Source organism: Acidimicrobiales bacterium (assembly GCA_036399815.1).
Lineage (GTDB): Bacteria > Actinomycetota > Acidimicrobiia > Acidimicrobiales > DASWMK01 > DASWMK01.
Map to the genome: position 1 here is coordinate 31,643 of DASWMK010000017.1, position 17,738 is coordinate 49,380.

The window sequence follows — 17,738 nt, forward strand, 5'->3', positions numbered from 1 at the left end:
CAAGCTCGTCTACCGTGGGCCGGCTGGTGTGTTCCTCTCGCTTAACACGTCGGCGAGGCGGATCGTGGCGAGATACCAATGGAAGACCCAATCGAGGAAGGCGTCATCGTAGTGGCATCGTTGGTTTACGCCGCGATGGCGCAGGTCGTAGTTGTTCGCGATGTTGAAGAGCGCCTGTTCGTCGCCCGTGAAGAGCTCTCGCTTGAGCAGCTGACGGCGATCCTCCAGTAGGCGGGCGAGTGCGATCACAGCCGACCGTCTCGCGTTGCGTCCCGCTCCCCGCGATCGGTACATCGCAACTGCGTGCCTCAACTCATCTCGATCGGGGGCGTTCGACTCCGAGGCATAGGACTCGAGTTCGGCTAGCGCAGGCGGCGTGACGCGCACCATGCGCCCGATGTCTTCTCCATCGGTCGCCATTCTGAGACCGAGGGAGGTGTTGGCGAGCTCCTCGTTGACTCGCCAGCGGTATAGCGCCTGCCCCGACCGCTTCGAGTACGCCGTCGGGTGCCAACCGCAGTTACAGAAATCGTGCTCCCATCCACGAGTCGGGCGCGAGGCCATGTCATGGAACACCTCAAGGAAGTCGCAGAGGTCGTCTGCACTCCACGCCTCGTCGGCGACGTCGAGCAAGTGCGCCTTCCGCACGCGCCGCTCAAGCTCGGTCGCTGCGCTCGTGTCGCTGCGTCCATTCCCGTCGACGCACTCGAACCCGAGTGCTTCCGAGAACAAGTGCTCGCGCTCGAGTTCATCGATGAGCCGCCGAACTCGGCGAACGACCGCAGGCAGACGGACCTCGACTCTCGAATGATCAAGCGACGACCTCTGTGACCAGTACGGTCGCCGTTCGTTGGCATTCGGAAACACCGGCGCAGATTCGGCCAGCTGCTCCAGCCAGTTCACGGCTCTTTGGGCACCCATACTAGAACGGCTCCTCGTTCGGGTCATAGACGGGGTACGAGGCCGGTTGCGAGTCCAGTGCCCTCTCAAATTCCTGAACCGGAACGTCAGAAGGAAACGCTTGCCGGAGGAGCACAATCACTTCCTCCCGCCAGTCATAGGTGGCGCCCCACTGCCGTGCAGCACGAACGAGGCGCAGTACCTCCTCTCGAAACAAGTCGGCGGGCCATCGGAGTGCGTACTCGGGATCGTGGCGATAGTCAGTCACCATGGCGCTCCTGCGTATGCATCGGGATCCCCAACGCTGGGACACCAAATTACACCACTGTCGTCTGGACGCGAGAGGGGCGGCCGCACGCGGCGGCCGCCCCTCTCTCCGGTCCCGGCGCGGTCAGGGGATGTTGATCCTGACCTCGCACTCGCTGGACTGGTCGCGGTCGGCGCCGCCGTTGCAGCGGTCCCGGCCGCGGCCGCCGTTCAGGACGTCGGCGCCCTTGCCGGCGACCAGCGTGTCGACCCCGGCCCCGCCGTTCAGGCGGTCGTTGCCGGTGCCCGACGTCAGCCGGTCCCGGCCGGCGTCGCCGTCGAGGCGGTCGTTGCCGTCGATGGCCAGGACGACGTCGTTGCCGTCGCCGCCGGACACGAAGTCCTTCCCGGTGCCGACGTCGATGGTGTCGTCGCCGGCGCCGCCGAGGACCCGGTCGTTGCCGGCCCCGGTGAGGATGACGTCGTTGCCGCCCCGGCCGTTGATGGTGTCGTTGCCCTCGAAGGTGCAGATGATGTCGGCCAGCGGGGTCCCGGTGAGGTTGTCGTCACCGCTCCCGCCCCTGACCGTGCACTCCGGGTTGCCGTCGTTGAGCACGACCGACACGCCGTTCGGCGCGGCCGCGAGCGCCGACACCGACGCCTCGGCCGACGCGGACGCCGTGGCGGACCGGGCCGTGGCCGCCGCCCCGACGGCGGCGGTCGTGTTGGGCACGGCCACGTCGAGGAGCCCGTCGCCGTCGAAGTCGGCCAGCTCGATGTCGGACAGGTCGGCGTTCATGCCGTAGTGCAGCGGCAGCGGGTCGAAGGAGCCGTCGCCGTTGCCGAAGTAGACGCCGACGTCGTTGCCGGACCGGTTGGCGACGGCGATGTCGAGGAACCCGTCGATGTTGACGTCGCCGATGTCGACGGCCACGCCGTTCAGCAGGTTGCCGATGGCCTCGCCCTGGTACGTGGTGATCGTGTAGGTGACGCCGTCGCCGGTGTTCAGGAACACCGTCATCGTGTTGTCGAAGTCGACGGCCGCGATGTCGAGGTCGCCGTCCCCGTCGAGGTCGGCGGCGTCGATCTCACGGTGCCCGGTCCCGCTGTCGATCTCGACGTGCGGGGCGAACTCCCGGCCGCCGAGGTTCAGCGCGACGGACAGGTCGCCGCCGTTGCCGGTCGGGTGGGCGCTGACGACGTCGTTCAGGCCGTCGCCGTCCACGTCGGCCCCGATCGCCTGCTGCGGGGCGAACTCCACGCCGGCGGCGAAGGGCGTGCCGAACGTGCCGTCGCCGTTGCTCGGCAGGATCGTCACCGTCTGGCCCTGCACGCAGCCGGTCCCGAAGCCCTGGCCGCTCTCGTCGGCGATCAGGATGTCCGGGTCGCCGTCGTCGTCCATGTCGGCCGTGGTGACCTGGCCGGGCAGGCACTCGTTGACGTCGATGAGGACGGCGTCGCCGAAGGTCCCGTCGCCGTTGCTGAAGGCCACGCCGACCTCCTCGAACCGGCCGCCGAGGAGCTGCCAGACGAGGTCGTCGTCGCCGTCGAGGTCGAAGTCGGCGGCGTCGACCGACTGGGGCAGGCCGCCGGCCGGGATGCTCTCGGCCGGGACCAGCGTGCCGGCGCCGTCGTTCAGGAGCACCTGGATGACCTGGCTGTTGGCCGAGCCGCCGTTCACGCTGGCGGCCACGTCGGTGTCGCCGTCGCCGTCGAGGTCGCCGGTGGTGATCTTGAACGGCGGGGCGAACAGCGGCTGCTGGTCCGGCTGCTCGAAGGTGCCGCCGGGGCCGCCCGGGTGGATGACGCCGAGGCCGCTGCCGCGGTTGGCGGCGGCGATGTCGAGGTCGCCGTCGATGTCGAAGTCGGCGAGGTCGAGGCCCATCGGCTGGTGGCTCGAGATCAGCGTCTCCGGGGCGACCGTGGCGTCCCCGGCGTTGCGGAACACGGTGACGTCGCCGGTGAAGCTCGAGCCGAACGTCGCGCTGACCGCGTCGACGTCGCCGTCGCCCTCGAGGTCGGCCAGCTCGACGTCGCCGGAGTTGAACCCGGCGCTCGGGACCGGCTCGGCCGTGTAGTCGCCGGTGCCGTCGTTGACGAACAGGAAGTGGGACTCGCCGAACCCGCCGGCGAACAGGTCCTCGTCGGTGTCGCCGTCGAGGTCGGCCGCGTCCAGCACGATCTGGCTGCCCGTCCCCGAGAACGTGAGCGGGGCCGCCGGCGTGAACGTGCCGTCGCCCGCGTTCACGAGCCGGTTCAGCGCGAACTCCGAGAAGTCGGCGCCGTTGGCCGCGACCACGAGGTCGAGGTCGCCGTCACCCTCGAGGTCCGAGGCGACGATGCCGTAGGCGCCGTCGTTCACCGGGTAGGTGGCCTCCGGGGCGAACGTCCCGTCGCCGGCGTTGATGAGCACGCTGACCGTCGGGACGGTGCCGGTGTTGGTCATGGCCAGGTCGTCGTCGCCGTCGCCGTCGAGGTCGGCCGCGACCACCTGGTTCGGGGCGTGCCCGCCGGGGGTCGTCGTCCTCGTGAAGTCGCCGGTGCCGTCGCCCAGGTACAGGTCGACGACCTCGTTGTCGAACCCGTTGCCCCTGGCCACGACCACGAGGTCGACGTGGTCGTCGCCGTTCAGGTCGGCGACGGTGCCGTCGGTCGACTGGTCGGTGGCCGGGATGGGGACGGGGTCGTCGAGCGTGCCCTCGCCCAGGTTGAGCGTGATGGCGATGGACGGCTCGAAGAACTCGTTCCTGACCCAGGCGACGTCGGGCGAGCCGTCCTCGTCGAAGTCGCCGGCCAGCGCCTCGATCGGGGCCCGTCCGACCTGGTAGCCGGTCCACGTGTCGAACCGGGCGCTGTCGCCCGGCTCGGCGGCGCCGGCCGGGGCGACCGGTGCCACGAGGACTGCCGTCGCCGAGACGAGCAGGCCCGCGACGGCACCGGCCGCCCGCTTCCCAAACCTCTGCATGTGCCCCTCCGGGGGGTCGATCGTGACTGGCGCCCGTACGTACGGGCGCCGGGCATCAGGGGATGTTGACTCGGACCTCGCAGCTGGTGGACTGGTCGCGGTCGGCGCCGCCGTTGCAGCGGTCGTGCCCGCGCCCGCCGTTCAGGAGGTCGAGGCCCTTGCCCGCGACCAGCGTGTCGACGCCGGCCCCGCCGTACAGGCGGTCGTTGCCGGTGCCGCTCGTCAGCCGGTCGCGGCCGCCGCCGCCCTCGAGGCGGTCGTTGCCGTCGATGGCGAGGACCGCGTCGTCGCCGTCGCCGGCGAGCACGTAGTCCCGGCCGGTGCCGACGTCGATGGTGTCGTCGCCGTCCCCGCCGAGGACCCGGTCGTCGCCGGCGCCGGTCACGATCACGTCGTTGCCGCCGCGGCCGTTGACCGTGTCGTTGCCGGCGAAGGTGCAGATGATGTCGGCCCTGGGCGTGCCGGTGACGTCGTCGTCGCCGGTGGAGCCCCTGACCGTGCACTGCGGGGCGCCGTCGTTGAAGGCCACGCTGACCCCGTTCGGGGCGGCGGCCACCGCCTCGGCCCGCACCGCGCCGGCCTCGGCCGCCCTGGCGGACGTCCTGCCCGCCGACGCCATCGTGGTGGCGTTGGCCTGGGTGTTCGGGGTGGCCACGTCGACCAGGCCGTCGCCGTCGAAGTCGGCGAGCTCGAGGTCGGTGATGGCGGTGTTCATGCCGTAGTGGATGGCCCGGGGCGAGAACGTGCCGTCCCCGTGGCCGTACCAGACGCCGACGTCGTTGCCGGTCCAGTTGGCGACGGCGATGTCGGGCACGCCGTCCACGTCCACGTCGCCGATGTCGATGGCGACGGCGTTGAGGTAGCCGTTGACGGTCTCGCCGTCGTACACCTCGGTGGTGAAGGCCACGCCGCTGCCGTCGTTCAGGAACACGGTGATGCCGTCGTCGGTGTCCACGCCGGCCACGTCCACGTCGCCGTCCCCGTCGAGGTCGGCGGCCGCGATCTCGCGGTGGCTGCGGCCGGTGTCGATCTCCACGTGCTGGGCGAACGTGCCGTCGCCGTTGTTCAGCGCCACGGCGAGGTCGCCGCCGTTGCCGGAGAGGTGGGCGGAGACCACGTCGTTCAGCCCGTCGCCGTCCATGTCGGCGCCGAGCGCGTGCTGGGGCAGGGCCTCGGTCTCGACCCGGATGCCGTTGCCGAACGTGCCGTCGCCGAGGCTCGGGATGATGGTGACGGACTGGCCCTGGACGCAGTCGGACCCGAACTCGCCGCCGCCCTCGTCGGGCATCACGATGTCGGGGTCGCCGTCGCCGTCCATGTCGGCCGTGCTGATCTGGCCGGGGGCGCAGTCGTTCTCGCGGATGGCGAACGCGTCGGCGAACGTGCCGTCGCCGTTGCTGAGGGCCACGCCCACGTCGGGCTGGGAGTAGCCGGCCAGCTGCCACACGAGGTCGTCGTCGCCGTCGAGGTCGAAGTCGGCGGCGTCGATCGAGAACGGCCGGCCGAGGGCGGGCACCGTGCCGCTCGGCACGAGCGTGCCGGTGCCGTCGTTCAGGAGCAGCTGCACGACCTGGTCGGACGTGGAGAAGCCCTGGATGCTGGCGGCCACGTCGGTGTCGCCGTCGCCGTCGAGGTCGCCGGTGGTGATCTTGAACGGCGGGGCGAACAGCGGGGCCTGCGGCGGCTGCTCGAAGGTGCCGCCGGCGCTGCCCGGGTGGATGACGCCGAGGCTGCTGCCCCGGTTGGCGGCGGCCACGTCGGGGTCGCCGTCGAGGTCGAAGTCGGCCACGTCGATGCCCATGGGCTGCTGGCTCGAGGTGAGCGACGCCGTGGTGAACGTGGCGTCGCCGGCGTTGCGCAGGACGGTGATGTCGCCGCTCTGGCTCGACCCGAACGTCGCGCTCACGGCGTCGAGGTCGCCGTCGGGCTCGAGGTCGAGGACCTCGATGTCGCCGGAGGAGAAGCCGCCGGGGATCTGGTCGGTGGTGAAGGTGCCGTCGCCGCCGTTGCGCAGAAGGGTGGTGCCGTCGCTGCGGATGCCGGCCGTGAGGTAGTCGAGGTCGCCGTCGTCGTCGAAGTCGCCGCCGGCGAGGACGGGGGACTCGGCCAGGCCGGGGAACGGCACGGGGTCGCCGGGCGTGAAGTCGCCGGTGCCGTCGCCGAGGAGCGGGTAGAGCGCGAGCTCGCCGCCGCTGAACCCGCCGGCGGCCACGACGAGGTCGAGGATGCCGTCGGCGTCGAAGTCGGTGGGCACGATGCCGCCGGGCCGCTCGCCGACCGGGTAGACGGTCTCGGCGCCGAAGGTGCCGTCGCCGGCGTTCAGCAGCACGCTCACGCTGGCGCTGAAGAACGAGTTGGTCATGGCGAGGTCGGCGTCGCCGTCGCCGTCGAGGTCGGTGGCCACGACCTGGGCCGGGTCGTCGCCGCCCGGCGTCGTGGCGTGGGTGAACGCGCCGGTGCCGTCGCCGAAGTAGAGGTCGACGGTCGAGGAGAAGTCGGCCACGACGACGGCGTCGAGGTGCCCGTCGCCGTTCAGGTCGGCGAGGTCGCCGTCGGTGGAGGACTCGTTGGCCGGGTACTCGACGGGGTCGTCGAGGGTGCCCTCGCCCAGGTTCAGGGTGACGCTCAGCGTGTTCTCGAAGAAGTCGTTGCGCACCCAGGCGACGTCGGGCGAGCCGTCCTCGTCGAAGTCGCCGGCGAGCGCTTCCACCGGATAGCGGTTGACCTCGTAGCCGGCCCACGTGTCGAACCGCTGGCTGTCGCCCGGCTCGAGCGCCGACGCCGGCCCCGCCGGCATCGTGACGGCTGCCGTCGCCCCCAACAGCGCGGCCGACAGCATGACGGCGAGACGCCGTCCCCCAGCTCGCATGGCTCCCCCTTCGATCCCCAGATGTGCCGATGGGACCGTACCGGCGGCCCCGTTAAGGCATTCTCAAATCGTCGGGAAGTTGACCCGCGGGTCAGGGTTACGCTGCCGCGCCGTGCGCTTCTTCAGCTTCCACCTGATGCCGTACCCGGGCCTCCCGGCCGACTACGACGGGCCGGCGTGGGTGACGGTGCCGAACCGCCTGTACGACCCGGCGATCGGCTCCGAGCTGTACGACCGCTACCTCGACGAGCTGGTGTACGCCGAGGAGCTCGGCTTCGACGGCGTGTGCGTGAACGAGCACCACCAGAACGCGTACGGGCTGATGCCGTCGCCCAACCTGATGGCCGCCGCCATCGCCAGGGAGACGTCCAGGGTCCGCATCGCCGTGGTCGGCAACGCGCTGCCGCTGTACGACCCGCCGACCAGGGTGGCCGAGGAGTTCGCCATGCTCGACAACCTGTCGGGCGGCCGGCTCATCGCCGGGTTCGTGGTCGGCGGCGGCCCGGAGTACTACTCGTTCTCGATCAACCCGGCCCACGCCCGGGAGCGCTTCGCCGAGGCCCACGACCTGATCATCAAGGCCTGGACCGAGGACGGGCCCCAGGAGTTCATCGGCCGGCACTACCGGCTCCGGTTCCTCAACACCTGGCCGAAGCCCGTGCAGCGGCCCCACCCCGAGGTGTGGATCCCGGGCGCCGGCTCCCTCGAGACGATGGACTTCGTCGCCCGCCACCGGTACGCCTACATGGGCATCCCCTACTTCCACATCGACGTCTTCGACCGCCAGTTCCGGCTGTTCCGGGAGGCGTGCGAGCGGGCCGGCTACACCTACGACCCCCGCCAGGCCGGCTGGCTGACGCCGATCTACGTGGCCGAGACCGACGAGCGGGCGAGGGCCGAGTTCGAGGAGCACTGGTGGTACTTCGTCCGCCGGCTCCTCCCCGGCATCGACATCTCGCCGCCCGGCTACACGTCGCTGCGGTCCATGGAGCACATTGTGAAGGCCCACGGCACGTTCGCCGCGAGCCTGTCGAGCTGGGAGGAGACCCTGGCCGGCCAGTACGTGATCGCCGGGTCGCCCGAGACCGTCTACGAGCGGCTCGTCGCCAACCTCGAGCGCCTCGGGGCCGGCAACCTGCTCGGGCTGTTCCAGCTCGGCACCCTGCCGGCCGACCTGACCAGGCGGAACCTCGAGCTGTTCGCCGCCGAGGTCATGCCCCGCCTGCGCGAGCGGTTCCCCGAGGGGCGGCCCGTCCTGCGCGACCCGGCGGCCGCGTGATGGGCGCCGTCACCGTCGAGCGGGTCGCCACCGACCTCGGCGCCGTCGAGGTCCGCAGGGGCGGTGACGGCCCGCCGCTCGTCTACCTCCACTCGGCGGTGGGGGAGGGCGACGGCCTCGCCCTGCTCGACCTGCTGGCCGACGAGTTCGCCGTCGTGGCCCCCATGTTCCCCGGCTTCGGCGGCAGCGAGGGCATCGAGCAGGTCGACGACATGGACGACGCCGTGTTCCACCTCGTCGACCTGTGGGACCGGCTCGGCCTGCGCGACCCGGTCGTCGTCGGCCTCTCGCTCGGCGGGTGGATGGCCGTCGAGCTGGCCGTCCGCCACCCCGGCCGGGTCGGCCGGCTCGTGCTCGTCAACCCCGTCGGCCTGTACCTGAAGGGCGCGGAGATCGGCGACATCTTCGGCCGCCGGCCCTGGGAGCTGGTCGACGACCTGTTCGCCGACCCCGACTTCCCGATGGCCCAGGTGGCGAGGGGCCTCCGCCACGTCGCCCCCGGCCAGCTCGACTTCGCCGTGCTCCGCCCGATGCTGCAGCACCAGGCGGCGACCGCCCGGCTCGGGTGGAACCCGTACCTGCACGACCCGAAGCTGCCCCGCCGCCTCCACCGGGTCAGCGCCCCGACCCTCGTCGTCAGGGGAGCCCAGGACACGCTCGTGCCGCCGGCCCACGCGGACGCCTACGTCGCCGGCATCCCGGGCGCCCGGCTGGAGGTCCTCGACGGCGCCGCCCACCTGCTCGCCGTCGAGCGGCCCGACGCGCTGGCCGGGCTGGTCAGGGCGTTCGCCCGGCCTGGCACGATGTCGGCATGAGCGACCCGACCGTCCTCGCCGACGACGACGTCCGCGCCCGCCTGCCCGAGGGCTGGGACCTCGTGGACGGCAAGCTCCACCGCACGCTCGAGTTCCCGTCCTTCGTCGACGCCTTCGGGTTCATGACGATGGTGGCGCTCGTGGCCGAGAAGCGGAACCACCACCCGGACTGGTCCAACAGCTGGAACACCGTCCGCATCGACCTCGTCAGCCACAGCGCCGGCGGGGTCACCGACGCCGACCTCACGTTCGCGGCCGAGATCAACACGACCCTCGGCGAGGGCTAGGAGGACGCCACCGTCCCGTCCGCCGCCACCTCGGCGACGGCCTGGGACAGCGTGTGCCACGGCAGGGTGGCGCACTTGATCCGCACGGGGAACTTCACCACGCCCCGGAGCGCCTCGAGGTCCCCGAGCTTCAGGTCGGCGGCGGCCACCTCGTCCTCGCCCTCGCCGTCGAGGGCCTGCTCGTGGATCGACATCATCCCCTTGAAGGCCCGGTCGAGGGCCCGGACCTCGCCGAGCGTCCTGCCCTTCACCGCCGCGGCCATCATCGACGCCGACGACTGGCTGATCGAGCAGCCCTGCCCGCTCACCCGCACGTCGCGGACGGTGTCGCCGTCGACGTCGAGGAACACGACGACCTCGTCGCCGCACAGCGGGTTGAACCCCTCGGCCCGGTGGGCGGGCGGCACCGGCAGCTCGCCCCGGTTCCGCGGGTTCCGGTAGTGGTCGAGGATGATCTCCCGGTAGAGGTCTTCGAGCTGGGGCACGGTCGGGCTCCTCCGGCGGGTCAGGCGAAGAAGGTCGCGGTCGCGTCGAGGGCGTCCGCCAGCGCCTCGACGTCGGCCTCGTCGTTGTAGAGGTAGAACGAGGCGCGGGCGGTGGCGCCCACGCCGAGCTCCCGCATCAGCGGCTTGGCGCAGTGGTGGCCGGCCCTGACGCACACGCCGTGCTGGTCGAGCACCTGCGACACGTCGTGGGGGTGCAGGTCCCGGAAGGTGAACGACAGCACCCCGCCCCGCTCGGCCGGCTCGGACGGGCCGTGGACGGTGAGGTCGTCGCCGAAGCGCTCGGTCAGGGTGCGCAGCGCGCCGGCCACGAGGCGGACCTCGTGCTCGCGCACGTTGTCCATGCCGACGGCGTCGAGGTAGTCGACCGCGGCGCCGAGGCCGACGATCTCGGCCACCGGCGGCGTGCCGGCCTCGAACTTCCACGGCAGCTCGTTGCAGGTGAACCCGTCGAGGCGGACGTCCCGGATCATCTCGCCGCCGCCGAGGAACGGGGGCATGGCGTCGAGCAGGGCGGCCCGGCCCCACAGCACGCCGACCCCGGTCGGGCCGCACATCTTGTGGCCGGAGAAGGCGAGGAAGTCGACGCCGAGGTCGGCCACGTCGGTGGGCAGGTGGGGCACGTACTGGCACCCGTCGGCCAGCACGACGGCGCCGGCGGCGTGGGCCGCCTCGGCGATGCGGGCCACCGGGTTCAGCGTGCCGAGCACGTTCGACATGGCGGTGAGGCCGACGAGCTTCACGCCGTCGAGCAGCCGGTCGAGGTCGCTGAGGTCGAGGTGCCCGTCCGGCCCGATCGGCACCCAGCGCAGCTCGAAGCCCCGCTCGGCGGCGAGGATGTGCCAGGGCACGATGTTGCTGTGGTGCTCCATCACGGTGAGGAGCACGGCGTCGCCCGGGCCGAGGTTGGCCCGGCCCCACGTGTGGGCGACGAGGTTCATCGCCTCGGTGGCGTTCTTCGTGAACACGATCTCCGAGGACGACCGGGCGCCGACGAAGCGGGCCACCCGCTCCCTCGCCGACTCCATGCGGCTCGTCGCCTCCTCGGCCAGGCCGTAGACCCCCCGGTGGACGTTGGCGTTCGCCGTCTCGTAGAAGTCGGCCATGGCGTCGAGCACGGCCTGGGGCTTCTGCGACGTGGCCGCCGAGTCCAGGTAGACGAGCGGGCCGTCGTGGCGGGCGAGGAGCGGGAAGTCGCGCCGGAGGCCGGCGACGTCGAGCGGGTCGGCCGCTAGCGCCACGCCTCGTACCCCTCCCGCTCCAGCCGCTCGGCCAGCTCGGGGCCGCCGCTGTCGACGATGCGGCCGTCGAGGAGGATGTGCACCCGGTCGGGGGTCATCTCCTGGAGCAGGCGCTGGTAGTGGGTGATGGCGAGCACGCCGAGGTCGGGCCGGTCCCTCCGCACCTCCTCGACGCCCCTGGCCACGACCCGCAGGGCGTCGATGTCGAGGCCGGAGTCCGTCTCGTCGAGGACGGCGAAGTCCGGCTCCAGCACGGCCATCTGGAGGATCTCGTTGCGCTTCTTCTCGCCGCCGGAGAAGCCCTCGTTCAGGTAGCGGTCGGCGAAGGACGGGTCCATCTCCAGCCGCGACATCCACTCCATGATCGAGAGGCGCAGCTCGAGGACCGACAGGTCGATGCCCTTCCGGCCCGACAGCGCCTGGCGCAGGAAGTTGATGACCGAGACGCCGGGGATCTCCTGGGGGTACTGGAAGGCGAGGAACATGCCCGCCTTCGCCCGCACGTCGGTGTCCCACCCGGTGACGTCGTCGCCCTTGAACAGGATCCGCCCGGCCGTCACCTCGTACTCGGGGCTGCCGAGCAGGGTGGTCGCGAGGGTCGACTTGCCCGACCCGTTCGGCCCCATGAGGGCGTGCACCTCGCCGGCCCGGACCACCAGGTCGACGCCCTTCAGGATCTCCCGACCGGCCGCGGCGACGTGCAGGCCCTCGATCTCGAACAGCGGCACGTCCATGCCGGCAGTGTATTAGCACTACCGGCATAGGGGAAATGTCGAACGTGCCCCCCGGCGGGCCGGGAGCGTGGGTAACGTCACCGCGCGTGTCCCAGTGGTGGTCGCCACCCTCAGGGCAGCCGGGCGGTCCGGGAGCGGCGCTCGACCCCCTGGCCGTCACCCTCGTCGAGGGGCCGGCCTTCTGCATCTCCCGCCGCTCGGGGGACGTCGTCCCCGGCGGCGCCGACGGCGTGTGGCTGCGCGACACCCGCTACCTCTCCCGCCTCGAGGTCCGCCTGAACGGCGAGGTGCCCGAGCCGCTGGCCGCCGTCGGCGGCGAGCCGTTCACGGCGATGTTCGTCGCCCGCTCGCCGGCCCCCGTCGGCACCGACAGCACCCTGCTCCTGCGGCGCAACCGCTACCTCGGCCTCGGCCTCCGGGAGGACCTCGAGGTCAGGAACTTCGCCGAGGAGCCGGCCTACTGCGAGGTCGAGGTCCTCCTCGCCGCCGACTTCGCCACGGTGGCCGAGCTCCGGGCCGGTCGCCCCCCGCGGTCGGAGCCGTGGGCCGAGGTGGTCGACGGGCGGATCGAGGTGCACTACCGGCGGGGGGACAACCGCCGCGTCGTCCGCCTCACGCTCGCCGGCGAGGGCGCGGCGCGCGTCGCCCCCGGGTCGGTCACCTACGAGGTCATCATCCCGCCCAAGGGCGCGTGGCGGGCCTGCCTCGAGGTCGCCTTCGTGCTGGAGGGCGAGGAGATCGAGCCGCGGTGGCGGTGCGGCAGCCCGATCGAGCGGTCCGAGGCCGTCGAGCGGCTGGAGTCGTGGCGCCGCGACGTGCCGACGGTCGTGAGCGACCACCCGGCCCTCGACGTGATCGTCACCCGCAGCACCGAGGACCTCGCCGCCCTGCGGGTGTTCGACCCCGAGTACCCGGAGCGGGCCGTGGTGGCCGCCGGCGCCCCGTGGGCGATGAGCCTGTTCGGGCGGGACTCGCTGCTCACCGCCTACCTCGCGCTCCTCGCCGACCCCGGCCTCGCCCTCGGCGTGGTCGAGACCCTGGCCCGCTTCCAGGGCGAGGACGTGGACGCGCGGTCGGAGGAGGAGCCGGGCCGCATCCTCTACGAGCTGCGGTTCGACGCGTCGGCGTCGCTGTCGTTCGGCGGGTTCGTCTCCTACGCCTGCGTGGACGCCACCCCGCTGTTCGTCATCCTCCTCGGCGAGCTGCGGCGCTGGGGGCTCGCCCCCGAGGTGGTCGACCGGCTGCTGCCCCACGCCGACCGGGCGCTCGCCTGGATCGAGGAGTTCGGCGACCGCGACGGCGACGGCTACGTCGAGTACCAGCGGGCGAGCGACCGCAGCCCGCACAACCTCTGCTGGAAGGAGACCGAGGGCGCCATCCGCTTCGCCGACGGCCGGCCCGGCGTGGCCCCGCTCGCCGTCGCCGAGGTGCAGGCCTACGTCTACGCCGCCTACGTGGCGAGGGCCCACTTCGCCAGGGAGTCCGGCGACGCCGAGGGCTACGAGCGCTGGGCGGCGAAGGCCGGGAAGCTGCGGGCCGCGTTCAACCGGGACTTCTGGATGGACGACCGGGGCTGGCTGGCGATGGCCCTCGACCGGGACAAGGTGCCGGTCGACGCGCTCGCCTCGAACGTCGGGCACTGCCTCTGGACCGGCATCCTCGACGAGGACCGGGCGTCGATGGTGGCCAAGCAGCTCACCAGCCCCGAGCTGTTCAACGGCTGGGGGGTGCGCACGCTCGGCCGGTCGATGGCCGGGTGGAACCCGCTCAGCCACCACCTCGGCTCCGTGTGGCCGCACGACACCGCCCTCGCCGCCGCCGGCCTCATGCGCTACGGCTTCGTGGACGAGGCCCACCGCCTGATCGGCGGCATGCTCGACGCCGCCGCCGCCTGCGGTGGCCGCCTGCCCGAGCTGGTCAGCGGCATCGACCGGGACGAGCTCCCCGTGCCCGTCGCCTTCCCGGGCACGTCGGCGCCGAAAGCCCTGTCCGCCGCCGCGCCGCTCATGTTCCTGCGCACCCTGCTGCGCATCGACCCGTGGATCCCGGCCGGGAAGCTGTGGCTGGCGCCGGCGCTCCCGCCCGACATCCGCCGCCTCCGCATCGAGCGCATCCCGATCCTCGGCGGCCGCATCACCGTCCAGGTCGACGGCGACGACGTCTCCGTCGAGGGCCTCCCCCCGGAGGTCACGCTGATCAAGTCGCCTCGCCGCCCGATAACGGCGACCTCGTCCTGACCCTCAGCCGGCGTCCCGGAGGGCCTCCTTCCAGGTCCTGAACCTGGTGTGGGTCGCGCCGTCGGGGGCGTCGCCCTCGCCGGTGCCGTCGGGGAACAGGCGGAACGTCCAGTGCCGGTCGAGGTCGTCGGCGGCGACGGCGAGGTACCGGGCGTCGCCGTGGGTGGGCGGGCCCGACCGCCACAGCAGCCACCGCCCGATCCGGCGCAGGTAGGTCGGCTCGGCGGTGCCGAGGTCGTCGCCGAGGTGGACGAGGGCGGCGGGCGCCTCGACCCAGGCGGAGGCCGGGATGCGGCGGTCCCGCTGGGGGAGGGCCGGCAGGTCGTCGGTGTGGAGCGGCGTCGGGTCGATCGGCCGCTCCTCGTGGGTGGTCACCAGCCCCGGTCGACCCACTCCTGGAGGTGGGGCCGCTCCCGCCCGATCGTCGTGTCGTCGCCGTGGCCGGGCATGACGATCGTCTCCGCGGCCAGCGGCGAGAACAGCTTCTCGTCGATCGAGCGGATGATCGTGGGGAAGTCGCCGCCGTACTTCGTCGCGCCCGGGCCGCCGGGGAACAGCGTGTCGCCGCTGAACAGCACGGGCGAGCCCTCGAGCAGGAAGCACATCGAGCCGGCCGTGTGGCCCGGCGTGTGGATCGTCCGCAGCCGGAGCCGGCCGACCTCGACGACCGAGTCGTCCTCCAGCACGAAGTCGTAGGACGGGAGCATGGAGGCGTCCTCGGCGGTGACGCCGACCTCGTAGCCGGCATCGCGGACGGCCGGGACGGCCTGGATGTGGTCCCAGTGCCCGTGCGTCTCGAGCACCCGGCGCACGTTCAGGCGCCGGCAGAGGTCGAGGAGCCGCTCGTGCTCGTTGGCCGCGTCGAGCAGCACGGCCTCGCCGGTGGCGCGGCACCGCAGCACGAACACGTTGTTGTCCATCGGGCCGACCACGACCTTGTGGATCTCGGCCTGCTCGTCCTGGTAGTGCGTTGTCATCTTGACCGTCCGGTCTAGTAGACAAGGAGTGCCGCTGGTTGTCTACCGCCCTCGGGGGGTCGCCGTGAACTTCGCGTTCAGCGAGGAGCAGGAAGAGCTGCGCCGGGTGGTCCGGCAGTTCCTCGAGGCCAAGTCCGACGAGCCCACGGTGCGTCGCCTGATGGAGACCGAGGCCGGCTACGACGAGGGCGTCTGGCGGCAGATGGCCGAGCAGCTCGGCCTCCAGGGGCTCGTCGTCCCCGAGGAGTTCGGCGGCTCCGGCTACGGCTACGTCGAGCTGATCGTCGTCCTCGAGGAGATGGGCCGGGCGCTGCTGCCGGCCCCCTACTTCTCGACCGTCGCCCTCGCCGCCAACGCCCTCCTCCACTCGGGCGACGACGCCGCGAAGAAGGAGCTCCTGCCCGGCATCGCCGGCGGGGAGACGATCGCCACCCTCGCCTTCACCGAGCCGAGCGGGCGGTGGGACGAGGCCGGGATCACCATGCGGGCGACGCGGGACGGCGACGGCTGGTCGCTCGCCGGCACCAAGTCGTTCGTGCTCGACGGCCACACCGCCGGCCTCGTGCTCGTGGCCGCCCGCACCGACGCCGGCGTCAGCCTCTTCGCCGTGCCGGGCGACGCCGACGGGCTGACCCGCACGCCGCTGTCGACGATGGACCAGACCCGCAAGCAGGCCAAGCTCGACTTCGACGGCACGCCGGCCCGCCTCGTCGGCACCGACGGCGAGGGCTGGGCCGTCCTCCAGCGGGTGCTCGACCTCGCCGCCGTCGCCCTCGCCGCCGAGCAGGTCGGCGGCGCCCAGCGGTGCCTCGAGATGGCGGTCGAGTACGCCAAGGTGCGGGTCCAGTTCGGCCGGCCCATCGGCTCGTTCCAGGCCATCAAGCACAAGTGCGCGGACATGCTCCTCGAGGTGGAGTCGGCCAAGTCGGCGGCCTACTACGCCGGCTGGTGCGCGTCCGAGCTGAACGACGAGCTGCCGGCCATGGCCAGCCTCGCCAAGGCGTACTGCTCCGAGGCCTACTTCCACGCCGCCGCCGAGAACATCCAGATCCACGGCGGCATCGGCTTCACCTGGGAGCACCCGGCCCACCTGTACTTCAAGCGGGCCAAGTCCTCCGAGCTGCTCTTCGGGGACCCGACGTACCACCGCGAGCTGCTCGCGCAGCGCATCGGCATCTAGCGCGGCGGGGGGCCGGCGGGTGGCCGTCGTCGTCGTGGTCGCCGTGCTCGTCGGCCTGGTCGTGTTCGCCATCGCCGCGGCCGCCGTCGGGCGGGAGGCCGGGCGGCTGGGCACGGCGCCGCCCCGGGCCGTCGTCGACCTGGAGGCCGCCGTCGACTACGTCGCCGAGCACGTCCCGTTCGAGGTGAGCGCCTCGCTCAGCCACGACGACGTGCGGGCCCTGCTCCGCCTCCACCTGCTGCACTTCGACGCGAAGGGCGTCCCGACCGACGTCGACGCGGCCGTGTCGGGCGCGCCCGTCGTGGTCGGCGACGAGGAGGCCAGGCCGTGGGTGCTGGAGCGGGCGGCGGCGGAGGGGCTCGAGGTGACGCCGGCCGAGGTCGACGCCGTGCTCACCGCCCACCTCGACTACCTGGTGGCCATCGGCGCCGTCGGCCGGCCCGTCGAGGGGCCGGACGAGCCGACCGGGTCCGGTGACGATCGTCATACGTAGACGGTGACTACGTCGCGCAATACGGCGACCTGTCGATGTGGCGCACTGGTTCAGGGGCGCATCCTGTGATGGACGAGAACCACCAGGAGGAGCAGTGATGCCGCACCCCATCCACAGCGCCACCATCGCCGACGACCGGAGCCGGGCCCTCCTGTCCGAGGCGGCCGAGCGCCGGTCGGCCCCCCGCCTCCGCCGGCGTCTGGTCGTCCCGAGCATCGTGCCCGCCGACCTCATGGAGCTGCCGGTGGCCCCGGCGATGGCCGCCGAGCCCTGCCAGGCCGCCTGACCCCACCCCCCACGCCGCCCGGCCCGCGCCAGCGGCCGCCCGGCCCGACCCGTACCCCTTCCCGCCGAGCGCCGGCCCCCCGTGGGCGGCGCTCGGTGCGCGTCCGACGCCCGGCGCCCGGCGCCACACCCCTCGGGGCGCGGCTGGTCGTCGCGTCGGCTTGCGAGGCCGTCGTCCGGCGCCGGCGTGCAGGCCGCTGCACCCCTCGGGGCGCTGGCGCTCGCCTCCTCCGCCCGCCCGCCCGGGTCCTCTGACGACGGCGCCCACCGGGGCGGTCCACCTGGTCCGGGAGGCTGTCACACCCCGCCGGTACGCTCGTCCCATGCTCGTCGGTCGGTCCGGATTGAGCCCGGTGATGGTCGGGCGCTCTGCCGAGCTGGGTCGCCTGGCGTCGCTGCTGTCCACCCTCAAGGCCCCCGAGGTGGCGCTGATCAGCGGCGAGGCCGGGATCGGCAAGACCCGGCTCGTGCAGGAGCTGGTCGAGGCCGTCCCCCCGGGCACCCCCGTGCTCGCCGGCCAGGCCGACCCCGGCTCGCTCGGCCGGCCCTTCGAGCTCCTGCTCGACGCCCTGGGCGACGTCGTGCCCGACGCCGCCGCCCTTCCCGGCGCCTTCCGCGACCTCGCCGCCGGCCGCCTCCCGCTCGACGGGCCGGTCGGGCAGGCGCTGGCCGGCGCCACCGGCCCGCCGGGGCGGGCCCCGGTCCCCCAGGAGCTCATCCGCCTCGG

Annotated in this window: 16 protein-coding genes; 8 read left to right on the top strand and 8 right to left on the bottom strand. The window is 72.6% G+C overall.

The window, feature by feature from the left end; translation table 11 throughout:
* Positions 1 to 9 precede the first annotated feature (9 nt).
* From VGB14_01090 to VGB14_01100, 3 genes are all read right to left on the bottom strand, one after another.
* Positions 10 to 903 (bottom strand): hypothetical protein, encoded by an 894-nt coding sequence (locus VGB14_01090; GenBank protein ID HEX9991499.1) that lies wholly within the window; start codon positions 901 to 903, stop codon positions 10 to 12.
* A 388-nt stretch (positions 904 to 1,291) separates the two neighbouring features.
* Complete coding sequence (locus VGB14_01095; protein HEX9991500.1) at positions 1,292 to 4,111, bottom strand: FG-GAP-like repeat-containing protein; 2,820 nt, start codon at positions 4,109 to 4,111, stop codon at positions 1,292 to 1,294.
* A 55-nt stretch (positions 4,112 to 4,166) separates the two neighbouring features.
* Positions 4,167 to 6,980, bottom strand: coding sequence for an FG-GAP-like repeat-containing protein (locus tag VGB14_01100; protein HEX9991501.1), 2,814 nt, complete (start codon positions 6,978 to 6,980; stop codon positions 4,167 to 4,169).
* Positions 6,981 to 7,092: 112 nt separating this feature from the next.
* On the opposite strand from VGB14_01100, the gene VGB14_01105 reads away from it, so the two are divergent.
* The 3 genes from VGB14_01105 to VGB14_01115 are packed head-to-tail and all read left to right on the top strand — an operon-like array spanning position 7,093 to position 9,361.
* The gene (locus VGB14_01105) at positions 7,093 to 8,259 is read left to right on the top strand and encodes an LLM class flavin-dependent oxidoreductase (protein HEX9991502.1); all 1,167 of its coding nucleotides are present in this window, start codon (positions 7,093 to 7,095) and stop codon (positions 8,257 to 8,259) included.
* Positions 8,259 to 9,074 (top strand): alpha/beta fold hydrolase, encoded by an 816-nt coding sequence (locus tag VGB14_01110; GenBank protein HEX9991503.1) that lies wholly within the window; start codon positions 8,259 to 8,261, stop codon positions 9,072 to 9,074. Before VGB14_01105 ends, VGB14_01110 begins: the two co-directional genes overlap by 1 nt.
* Entirely contained in the window at positions 9,071 to 9,361 is a 291-nt protein-coding gene (locus tag VGB14_01115) for a 4a-hydroxytetrahydrobiopterin dehydratase (protein HEX9991504.1), read from the top strand. The genes VGB14_01110 and VGB14_01115 overlap by 4 nt, the downstream gene beginning before the upstream one ends.
* On the opposite strand, the gene VGB14_01120 is transcribed toward VGB14_01115, so the two are convergent.
* From VGB14_01120 to sufC, 3 genes are read right to left on the bottom strand one after another with little or no spacing between them, the layout of a single operon-like run.
* Entirely contained in the window at positions 9,358 to 9,846 is a 489-nt protein-coding gene (locus tag VGB14_01120) for an SUF system NifU family Fe-S cluster assembly protein (protein ID HEX9991505.1), read from the bottom strand. The two genes, VGB14_01115 and VGB14_01120, sit on opposite strands and share 4 nt — an antisense overlap.
* A gap of 20 nt (positions 9,847 to 9,866) precedes the next feature.
* The gene (locus tag VGB14_01125; protein HEX9991506.1) at positions 9,867 to 11,105 is read right to left on the bottom strand and encodes a SufS family cysteine desulfurase; all 1,239 of its coding nucleotides are present in this window, start codon (positions 11,103 to 11,105) and stop codon (positions 9,867 to 9,869) included.
* Positions 11,096 to 11,839, bottom strand: a complete 744-nt coding sequence (gene sufC / locus VGB14_01130) for a Fe-S cluster assembly ATPase SufC (GenBank protein HEX9991507.1) — start codon at positions 11,837 to 11,839, stop codon at positions 11,096 to 11,098. The genes VGB14_01125 and sufC overlap by 10 nt, the downstream gene beginning before the upstream one ends.
* 86 nt (positions 11,840 to 11,925) lie before the next feature.
* Between sufC and VGB14_01135 the strand changes: the two genes are divergently transcribed.
* Positions 11,926 to 14,076 (top strand): glycogen debranching N-terminal domain-containing protein, encoded by a 2,151-nt coding sequence (locus tag VGB14_01135; GenBank protein HEX9991508.1) that lies wholly within the window; start codon positions 11,926 to 11,928, stop codon positions 14,074 to 14,076.
* Between the two features lie 3 nt (positions 14,077 to 14,079).
* On the opposite strand, the gene VGB14_01140 is transcribed toward VGB14_01135, so the two are convergent.
* Together VGB14_01140 and VGB14_01145 are read right to left on the bottom strand one after the other, a co-directional pair.
* Positions 14,080 to 14,451 (bottom strand): hypothetical protein, encoded by a 372-nt coding sequence (locus tag VGB14_01140; protein ID HEX9991509.1) that lies wholly within the window; start codon positions 14,449 to 14,451, stop codon positions 14,080 to 14,082.
* Entirely contained in the window at positions 14,448 to 15,053 is a 606-nt protein-coding gene (locus VGB14_01145) for an MBL fold metallo-hydrolase (protein ID HEX9991510.1), read from the bottom strand. Before VGB14_01145 ends, VGB14_01140 begins: the two co-directional genes overlap by 4 nt.
* 64 nt (positions 15,054 to 15,117) lie before the next feature.
* Here VGB14_01145 and VGB14_01150 point away from each other — a divergent pair, with 64 nt between their 5' ends.
* The 4 genes from VGB14_01150 to VGB14_01165 all read left to right on the top strand — a co-directional run.
* The gene (locus VGB14_01150; protein HEX9991511.1) at positions 15,118 to 16,233 is read left to right on the top strand and encodes an acyl-CoA dehydrogenase family protein; all 1,116 of its coding nucleotides are present in this window, start codon (positions 15,118 to 15,120) and stop codon (positions 16,231 to 16,233) included.
* Positions 16,234 to 16,252: 19 nt separating this feature from the next.
* Positions 16,253 to 16,726: a hypothetical protein gene (locus VGB14_01155; GenBank protein HEX9991512.1), complete on the top strand. Its 474-nt coding sequence runs from the start codon at positions 16,253 to 16,255 to the stop codon at positions 16,724 to 16,726.
* Positions 16,727 to 16,823: 97 nt separating this feature from the next.
* On the top strand, positions 16,824 to 17,012 hold the full coding sequence (locus VGB14_01160) for a hypothetical protein (GenBank protein ID HEX9991513.1): 189 nt from the start codon (positions 16,824 to 16,826) through the stop codon (positions 17,010 to 17,012).
* Positions 17,013 to 17,334: 322 nt separating this feature from the next.
* On the top strand, positions 17,335 to 17,738 hold a 404-nt coding region (locus VGB14_01165), incomplete at its 3' end, for an ATP-binding protein (protein HEX9991514.1).